8 protein-coding genes are annotated in these 8,566 nt (G+C 75.1%); 3 read left to right on the top strand and 5 right to left on the bottom strand.

The annotated features are described in order from the left end of the window. Positions 1-17: 17 nt before the first annotated feature. From ligD to O7609_RS06340, 3 genes are read right to left on the bottom strand one after another with little or no spacing between them, the layout of a single operon-like run. Positions 18-1,028, bottom strand: coding sequence for a non-homologous end-joining DNA ligase (gene ligD / locus O7609_RS06330; RefSeq protein ID WP_269743214.1), 1,011 nt, complete (start codon positions 1,026-1,028; stop codon positions 18-20). Then, positions 1,025-1,417, bottom strand: a complete 393-nt coding sequence (locus tag O7609_RS06335; RefSeq protein ID WP_443072070.1) for a DNA polymerase ligase N-terminal domain-containing protein — start codon at positions 1,415-1,417, stop codon at positions 1,025-1,027. Before O7609_RS06335 ends, ligD begins: the two co-directional genes overlap by 4 nt. Positions 1,418-1,434: 17 nt before the next feature. After that, complete coding sequence (locus O7609_RS06340; protein ID WP_269733960.1) at positions 1,435-2,559, bottom strand: enolase C-terminal domain-like protein; 1,125 nt, start codon at positions 2,557-2,559, stop codon at positions 1,435-1,437. A 57-nt stretch (positions 2,560-2,616) separates the two neighbouring features. On the opposite strand from O7609_RS06340, the gene ku reads away from it, so the two are divergent. Further along, complete coding sequence (ku, locus tag O7609_RS06345) at positions 2,617-3,564, top strand: non-homologous end joining protein Ku (protein ID WP_269733961.1); 948 nt, start codon at positions 2,617-2,619, stop codon at positions 3,562-3,564. Positions 3,565-3,797: 233 nt separating this feature from the next. Next, the gene (locus O7609_RS06350; protein WP_269743215.1) at positions 3,798-4,709 is read left to right on the top strand and encodes an alpha/beta fold hydrolase; all 912 of its coding nucleotides are present in this window, start codon (positions 3,798-3,800) and stop codon (positions 4,707-4,709) included. Positions 4,710-4,751: 42 nt separating this feature from the next. Here O7609_RS06350 and O7609_RS06355 read toward each other — a convergent pair whose 3' ends face one another. Further along, positions 4,752-5,954 (bottom strand): sensor histidine kinase, encoded by a 1,203-nt coding sequence (locus O7609_RS06355; protein WP_269733963.1) that lies wholly within the window; start codon positions 5,952-5,954, stop codon positions 4,752-4,754. After that, entirely contained in the window at positions 5,951-6,625 is a 675-nt protein-coding gene (locus O7609_RS06360; RefSeq protein ID WP_269733964.1) for a response regulator, read from the bottom strand. The genes O7609_RS06355 and O7609_RS06360 overlap by 4 nt, the downstream gene beginning before the upstream one ends. Before the next feature lie 213 nt (positions 6,626-6,838). On the opposite strand from O7609_RS06360, the gene O7609_RS06365 reads away from it, so the two are divergent. Further along, the gene (locus O7609_RS06365; RefSeq protein WP_269733965.1) at positions 6,839-8,530 is read left to right on the top strand and encodes a sigma-70 family RNA polymerase sigma factor; all 1,692 of its coding nucleotides are present in this window, start codon (positions 6,839-6,841) and stop codon (positions 8,528-8,530) included. Positions 8,531-8,566: the final 36 nt, after the last annotated feature.

Here is an 8,566-nt window from a genome sequence, read left to right on the forward strand (position 1 = left end):
GATGGTGTGGTCCGCGGTCATCCGGGCCTTCCCGTGGGGCGTTCGCGGCGCACGTCGCGGGCCGCCTTGTCGTCGCGCAGTCCCAGGTAACGGGGGTGCCGCAGCCGTCCGGCGGTGGTCCACTCCGTGAAGCCGATCTCCGCGACCAGTTCGGGGCGCACCCAGTGCGCCCCGCGTTCGCGCACGGAGTCGGCGAAGGGCGAGCGCTCGCGTCGCAGCCCGTCGAGCCGCTCGCGCAGGGTGCGCAGGGTGCGGTGGTCGAAGCCGGTGCCGACCTTGCCGGCGTAGCGCAGCCGGTCGTCCTCGTAGTAGCCGAGCAGGAGGGAGCCGAAGCCCGCCCGGCTGCCGGACGCCTCGGTGTAGCCGGCGATGACGAGCTCCTGCCCCTGGACGCACTTGAGCTTGAGCCAGTCCGGGGACCGGCGCGGGACGTAGGCGGCGTCGGCCCGCTTGGCGATCAGCCCCTCCCAGCCGCGGGCGCAGGCGTCGGCCAGCAGGTCCTGGCCGTTCCGGTTGCGGTGGACGGTGAAGCGCAGCGGGGGACGGAAGTCGAGCGCGTCGCGCAGGAGGGACTTGCGGGCGCGCAGCGGCAGCCGCCGGGTGTCGGTACCGTCCAGGCTCAGCAGGTCGAAGACGTAGTACAGGACGGCGATGCCGCTGGCCCGGGCCGCGCGCGGGCGGCTGATCCCCATGCGCTGCTGGAGCAGCGCGAAGTCCGTACGCCCGCCCCGCAGTGCGACGAGTTCCCCGTCCACCGTGAAGTCCGGGCGGCTCTGCCCGGCCAGGGCGTCCACGATCTCCGGGTAGGTGTCGTCGCGCCGTTCGCCGTTGCGGGACAGCAGCCGGACGGCGTCCCCGTGCCGCTCGGCCAGCAGCCGCACGCCGTCCAGCTTGCGTTCGAAGAGCCAGGCGCCGCTGAAGGAGCGCCGGTCGCTGAGCACGGCGAGCATGGGCGCGCCCGGGTCCTCCGGGGCGGGTCGCAGGAGTCGGCGGTGGCGGTCCGGGAGCCGGTCGAGGGGGCCGCTCACGACCGGTTTCCCGCTTCCTCGGCGACCTGCCGCAGGGTGTGCCCGGTGCGTGCCGAGCGCGCCCGCCGCGGGTCGGGGGTGCCGGCCCGCGAGGCGTACCGGTCGGCCTGCTTGACCAGCGGCCAGGCGGGATACTCGCCGCCGCGGACGCGGGTGAGCGCGTAGCCGCCGTGCAGCTTCCGGCCCGCCAGCCGGAAGGAGGCGTGCCCGTGCTCCAGCGCCTCGGCGAGCGGCACCGGCTCGCCGTCCTCGTCCGTGCTGAGGTTCTCGTAGGCGCCCTCGTCCCAGACGATCACGGCGCCCGCCCCGTACTCGCCCTCGGCGATGACGCCCTCGAACGCGCGGTACTCCGCCAGCGAGGCGTCCGCCGTCCCGCGGCTGCCCGGCATGGGGCTCCTCCCTCCGTTCAGCGCACGCGGTAGCGCGCGACCCGGCCCGGGACCAGCGTGAGCCCGTGCCCGCGGCGCGCGCGGTCCGGGCGCAGCACTCCGCCGGACTCCGGCCGCAGCACTCCGTCGAACAACAGTTCCTCGATACGGACGTGGTCGTGGAAGTACTCCAGGTGACGCAGGTGCCACACCGCCGCGCAGGCGTGCGCGCTGAGCTGCGGCGCGCAGTGGGCGGACAGGCTGACGCCCCGGGCGTCGCACAGGGCGGCCACGCGCCGGAACCCGGTGAAGCCGCCGCAGCGGGTGACGTCCGCCATCAGGCAGTCCACCGCACCGGCCTCCAGCATCCGCCGGAAGTAGTGCAGTCCGAAGCCGTACTCGCCGGCGGTGATCTCCAGCCCGGCGGGGGCCCGGTCGCGCAGCAGCCGCAGGCCCTCCAGATCATCGGAGCTGACGGGCTCCTCCAGCCAGCGCACGTTCTGGTCGGCGAAGTACCCGGCCCAGCTCAGGGCGTCCTTGCGGGAGTAGCCGCCGTTGGCATCCACGTACAGCTCGGTCTCCGGGCCGATCACCGAGCGGGCCGAGCGCAGCCGGGCCGGGTCGGCCGCCGGGTCCCGGCCCACCTTGATCTTCACCCGGGGGATGCCCTGCCGCAGCCAGTCGGTGAGCTGGGCGGCGTTCTCGGCATCCGACCACGACGTGAAGCCGCCGCTGCCGTAGACGGGCACGACCTCGTGCACCGCGTCCAGCGCGGTGACCAGCGGAACGCCCAGGAGCCGCGCCTTGAGGTCCCACAGCGCGGTGTCCACGGCGGAGACGGCCATGGCCGCCACGCCGGGAACGCCGATGTTCCGGCAGGCGTGCAGCATCGCCGTCCAGGTCCGTCCCGGGCTGAGCGCGTCCGAGCGGCGCGCGATCCCGGCCAGCACGTCGTCGACGAGGGTGGCGACGGCCTCGTGCCCGTAGGTCCAGCCGGTGCCGAGTGCGCCGAGCGCCTTGACCTCGACGACGACCACGGTCGTGGCGTCCCAACTGAGCGTGGCGTCGGACTCCGGGCGGGTGGTCGGGATGGTCCACGCGTAGGTGCGCACCTGCTCGACCGGCGCCCGCACGGGTACTCCGCCGCTGGGTGTGAGTGTCACGCGGGCGCGGGTACCCGCCGCCGGTGTCCGAACACGTTCCCACGGCGGGGAGTCGTCATGGCACGGCCCATGTGGAGTGGAGTGCTGTCCTTCGGCCTGGTCACCCTGCCGGTGCGGCTCTACACGGCCACCGAGGACCACACCGTGCACTTCCGGCAGCTCGAGCGCGGCACCTCCGACCGGGTGCGGCGCAAGCGCGTCAACGAGCGCACCGGCGAGGAGGTGGACTACGACGACATCGTCAAGGGCTACGAGGTCTCCGAGGGCGAGTACGTCGTCGTGGAGCGGGACGAGCTGGAGGAGATCGCCCCGGGCAAGTCCCAGCTGATCGACGTCCGGGGGTTCGTGGACCTGGCAGCGGTGGAGCCCGTCTACTTCGCGAACACGTACTACCTCGCGCCGCGCGAGGAGGAGTACGGCGACGTGTACGCGCTGCTGTGCGGCGCGCTGGCCGAGGCCGGCCGGGCCGGGATCGCCACGGTCACGATGCGCGGAAGGGAGCACCTCGTCGCTGTCCGGGCCCACGGCGACGTGCTCGCCCTGCACACCCTGCACTGGGCCGACGAGGTCCGCGACCCGCACGAGGAGCTTCCCGCCCTCCCCGCCAAGGCCCGCCCCGAGCGGCGCAAGCTGCGCACGGCCCGGCAGCTCGTCGACGCCATGGCCATCGAGTGGCGGCCCGAGGACTACCACGACACCTACGGGGAACGCGTGCTGCGGCTGATCGAGGCGAAGGCGGAGGGCGAGGAGGTCGTCCGGGCGGAGGAGGCCCCGCGGCCCACCAACGTCGTCGACCTCATGGACGCTCTGGAGCGCAGCGTCGAGCAGGCCCGCTCCGGCCGCCGGGAGCCCGGCGGGAAGCGGGCCCGGCAGGACGGCCGGGCCGAGCTGGCCGAGCTGACCAAGGACGAGCTGTACCACCGAGCGGCCGACGCGGGCGTGCGGGGACGGTCGAGGATGAGCCGTGACGAGCTCCTCGACGCGCTCACCGAGCCGGCCGCCTGAGCCGCGCGAGGGGCCCGCCCTCCAGAACGCCCCGGCTCCGCGAGCCGGGTGCTGCGGCCGGCCGCAGCACCCGCTCCTGTACGACTAGTTCCTCCGTTCGGGGTGCGGCCGGGCACCCCGGCCGAGGGCACTCGTTGGCCGGTCGGGACGCGCGACGAACCCGGCCGCCCCGGGCACGTCGGCGTCCGCCGGCCGCGTACGCGCGGGGATGTCGTCGTCGAAAGCGGTGGGAAGTGCCCGAACAGCTCGTTCACACGCTGCGCCACCAGGGATACACCTACGGCTGTCGCGTGGTGCCGCACCCGAGACCGCGGCTGGCTCCGGTGCTGCTCGTCGGGGGCGCCTTCCAGGACATGTACTCCTGGCGACGGCACGAGACGCTGCTGGGCCGGGCCGCCACCGTCATCACCGTCGACCTTCCCGGGTGGGGCGGCGCGGACGCGCTGTCCCCGTCGATCGGGACGGATCTGCTGGCCGACGCCGCGCACCGGGTCATCGAGCACACGGGCGCGGGCCCCTGCCACGTGGTCGGCGCGTCCTTCGGGGCGCTGATCGGCCAGCGGCTGGCGCAGCGCCACCCCGCCGCCGTGGCCTCGCTCGCGCTCAGCGGCGTCGCCGGGTCGTTGACGCCGGAGCAGGCGGACGACCTGGAGGAGCTGGAGAGGCTGCTGACGGCCGGCGCGCTCGCGGCCTTCGCCGAGCGCATGGTGGACTCCCTCAGCCCGCGCGTCCCGGAGCGGGCGGTCCGCCGGGGCGAGCCGGTGCGCCGCCTGCTGAGCGTCGACTTCCTGCGCGCCTCGGACGACGCGAGGGCGAAGATGATCGACAACCTCCGCCGGCTGCGGCTCGCGCGCATGGTGTACCCGGACCCCGTCCCGGACGTCCCGGCCGTGATGTTCACCGGCGAGCACGACAGGGCGACGCCGTCCGTGCACGGGCGGCGGCTGGCCGCCACCTACCCGAGGGGCCGCAGCGTCGTGATCACCGAGGCCGACCACTGCGTGCACCTTCAGCGGGACGCCGAGTACTGCCGGCTGCTGCTGACGCACTTCGGCGGCGGCGACGTCCGCGAGCTGCCGTTCTGCCGGACGCCGCACCCGGCCGGCGCGACGGTGCCCGCACGGCCCTCGGGCGCCCTCGCATGAGCGGAGCGCCCGCGGTGGCGCCCCTGCCGCCCGGGCGGCGGGTCAGCGGTGCTGCCGCGGGGCCCCGGACGACGTGGGCTCGGCGGTGACGGCGACGGGGTGCCGCTCGGGCGCGGACGCGGGCGCCTCGGGCGGCGGGGAGTCGGTGAGGGGGAGCACGGCGCGGACGGTGAAGCCGTCGGGCGTGCGCTCGGCGGCGAACGTCCCGCCCAGCAGCGTCACCCGCTCCTGGAGGCCGACGATGCCCTGGCCGCCCGAGGGCAGCCCCTCCGGCGGGAGGGTGGCCGGGCCGTTGCGGACGCGGACGAGCACCCGCTCCTCGTCCACCTCGACGTCCACCGTGGTGGACGCGCCCGGGGCGTGCTTGCGCACGTTGGTGAGCGCCTCCTGGACGGTGCGGTAGGCGGCGCGCTCGACTCCCTCCGGCAGCACCGCGTCGGCGGGGGCGTCGAGATGCAGGGTCGCGGGGACGCCGGAGGCCTCCACCAGGCGGGGCAGGTCCGCCAGCCGGGGCTGGGGGGCCAGCTCGGTGGGGCCGGCCCCGGAGGCGCGCAGCACCAGGACCATGCTGCGCAGCTCCTGGAGGATGGTGACGGCGGACTTGCGCAGGGTGCCGGCGACCTCGCGCGTCGCGTCCTGCTCCGCGGTCAGCTCCAGCGCGGTGGCCTGCACGGCGATCAGGCTGGCCTGGTGGGAGACGACGTCGTGCATCTCCCGGGCGATGCGGGCCCGCTCGCGGGCGACGACGGTCTCCGCGTGCAGGGCGCGCTCGTGGTCGCGCACGGTGGCCAGCTCGGTGATGCGGGCGGACAGGTCGTGCCGCGTCTGCCGCAGCAGGCCGATGACGGCGGGCAGGATGCCCAGCATGAGGGCGTAGATGAGGGCCTGCACGTTGTCGCTCGGGGTCGCCTCGACCAGGTGGTGGAGCGGCCAGGGCACGAAGCTCCCCAGCACGACGCAGGCGGTGGCGAGCCGCACGAGCCACGTGCGCCGTTCGACGTGGACGATGTTCTCCAGCGCGACCATCGCGGCGATGAGGGCGACGCCGGTGAGCAGCCCGGGCAGCGTCACCAGGAAGACGGTGCGGGGGAAGCGGCGGCGCAGCAGCAGGGCGCCGGCCGCGGCCAGCGAGAGCAGGCAGGACCACTCGGTGAGCCGGTCGTAGTACAGGACGGTCGCGACCACGGCCGTGCCCGCCAGGCCGACGTCCACGGCCCGGGCCCGGACCGTCGGGGAGAACCTCACGATGCCTCCGGGGTGAGCAGTCCGGCACGCTCGGCGACCACCGCGGCCTGGACCCGGTTGCTGACGCCCAGCTTGGTCAGCAGGACGCTGACGTGGTCCTTCACGGTGCTGGTGCTGAGCAGGAGCCGGGTGCCGATCTCGGCGTTGGACATGCCGTGGCCGAGCAGGGCCAGGATGCGCCGCTCCCGCTCGGACAGGGCGCCCACGGCGTGGACGGCCGAGGGCACGTTCTTGCGGGAGCCGTCGGTGCGCAGCCGCCGCAGCACGGACTCCGACAGGCAGCCCGCGCCGGTGGCCAGCGCCCGCACGGACCGGATGAGCATGTCCGGCTCGGTGTCCTTGAGCAGGAAGCCGCCCGCGCCCGCGTGCAGGGCCTCGCCGAGGTACTCGTCGGTGTCGAAGGTGGTGAGCATGGCCACGTGCGGCGGCCGGGGCAGCCGCTTGAGCTCCCGCAGGACGGTGAGCCCGTCGACGTCCGGCATCCGGACGTCGAGCAGCACGGCGTCGGGTTCGAGCCGACGGACGGTGGAGACGGCGTCCGCGCCTGCCACCGTGGCGACGACGTCCAGGTCGGGGGCGGTGCCGAGGATCATGGCGAAGCCGGATCTGATCAGCGCCTCGTCGTCGACGATGACGACACGCAGCAGTCGCTGGGGGGCCACTTCGGTCATTCGGTGCTCTCCGCCGTACTCGAACGCGCGTGTTCTCCGGTGCGTCAGCCTACGTGGACGCCGGGCGCCGTCTCCATGAGACGAGTCATAGCATCGCCGGTGCCGCGTTCCGGTCGCCGGAGGATTTTCCGTTATCGCGGGGGCCACGGCGCGGTCTCCCCTGTGTCGGAGAATCAGCCAGCAGCGGGCGCGGCCCGGGGAAGTGGGGCGGGTGTGGGCAGCGAGTGCGACGTCGCGGTGGTCAGGGCGGCTCAGGCGGGTGACCAGAGGGCGCAGGACGAGCTCGTCGCCGCCTGTCTGCCCCTCGTCTACAACGTGGTGGGCCGGGCGCTGAACGGGCACGCAGACGTGGACGACGTGGTGCAGGAGACGTTCGTGCGGGCCCTCCAGGGGCTCGGTACCCTGCGCGACCCGGAGCGCTTCCGGGCCTGGCTGGTCGCCATCGCCACCAACCGGGTGCGCGACCTGTGGCGGCGCCGGCAGGCCGCGCGGGACGAGAGCGGGCTCGGGCTCCAGGATGCCTGGGACGTCGCGGACCCGGGCGCCGACTTCGTCGACCTGACGATCATCCGGCTGGGCCTGGCCGGGCAGCGGCAGGAGGTGGCCGAGGCCACCCGCTGGCTGGACGCCGACGACCGCGCCCTGCTCTCGCTGTGGTGGCTGGAGGCCGCGGGCGAGCTGACCCGGGCCGAGGTGGCGGCGGCGATGGAGCTCTCGCCGCAGCACACGGCGGTTCGGGTGCAGCGGATGAAGGCCCAGCTGGAGACCGCCCGGGTGGTAGTGCGGGCGCTGTCCTCCGTGCCGCGCTGCGTGCTGCTGCAGGACCTGCTCGGCTCCTGGGACGGGCGTCCCTCCGCGTTGTGGCGCAAGCGGCTGGCGCGGCACGCCCGCGGGTGCACCGTCTGCTCGGGGCACGAGGCCGGACTCGTGCCCGCCGAGCGGCTGCTCGTGGCGCTGGGCCTGGTGCCCGTGAGCACCGGGCTGCTGGCCGGGCTCGGGTCGGCCGGGACCGACGCCCTCGCGGCCGCCCCCGCGCCGGGTGCCGTCCCCGGGGGCCCCGGCCCCGGGGACGCGCACAGGCCCGCGGTCGGCCACGGCTCCGGGGACGCGGAAGGCTCCCCGGGCGCCGACGGGGCCGCGGGAGCCGACGGAGCCGCGCGCGGGCCCGGAGTGGGCGACGGCGGGCGGCACCGGTCCACGGGAGGCGGGGGGCGGGCGCGGCGGCCGGGCGTGGTGACGGCCACGGTGGCCGCGCTCGTCGCCGGCGGCGCGGTCATCGGGCTGGTGACGCTGTGGCCGGAGGGGTCTACCCCGGTGACCCGCTCCGGGATACCGAGCGACGCCGGGCTGCCCGACACCGGGCCGCTGCCCTCGTCCCCCGAGGCGTCCCCCTCTCCCACGCCGAGCAAGTCCGCCTCCCCCAGCACCACCACGTCCCCGACGCCGACGCCCACGCCCGAGAAGCCCTCCCCCACGCCGAGCAGCCCGACGCCGCCCCCGGCGCCGGAGCCCCCCGCGCCGCCGTCCACGGGCGAGGAGGTCGAGAGTCTCGTCAACGCCGAGCGGGCCAAGGCGGGTTGCGGGCCCGTGCGGACGAACTCCCGGCTGACCGAAGCTGCCCTGGCGCACTCCCGGGACATGGCCGCGCGGAGCTTCTTCGACCACACCAACCCCGACGGCGAGGACCCGGGCGACCGCATCACCGCGGCGGGCTATCAGTGGTCCCGCTACGGCGAGAACATCGCGCGCGGTCAGCGCACGGCGAGCGAGGTCGTACAGGGCTGGATGAACAGCCCGGGGCACCGCGCCAACATCCTCAACTGCTCGTTCGAGGAGATGGGAATCGGCCGGCACACGGGCTCGGGCGGCCCGTGGTGGACGCAGGTGTTCGGCACGTCGCGCTGACGGGCCGGAGCGTCCCCGCGTTCGTTCACCCGCTGG

The sequence above is a fragment of the Streptomyces sp. WMMC1477 genome (genome assembly GCF_027460245.1).
Taxonomy (GTDB): Bacteria; Actinomycetota; Actinomycetes; order Streptomycetales; family Streptomycetaceae; genus Streptomyces.

Coding starts and splice junctions, on each gene's coding strand:
- O7609_RS06335 (WP_443072070.1), bottom strand. CDS start 1,417: ATGCCGGGCAGCCGCGGGACGGCGGACGCCTCGCTGGCGGAGTACCGC.
- ku (WP_269733961.1), top strand. CDS start 2,617: ATGGCACGGCCCATGTGGAGTGGAGTGCTGTCCTTCGGCCTGGTCACC.
- O7609_RS06360 (WP_269733964.1), bottom strand. CDS start 6,625: ATGACCGAAGTGGCCCCCCAGCGACTGCTGCGTGTCGTCATCGTCGAC.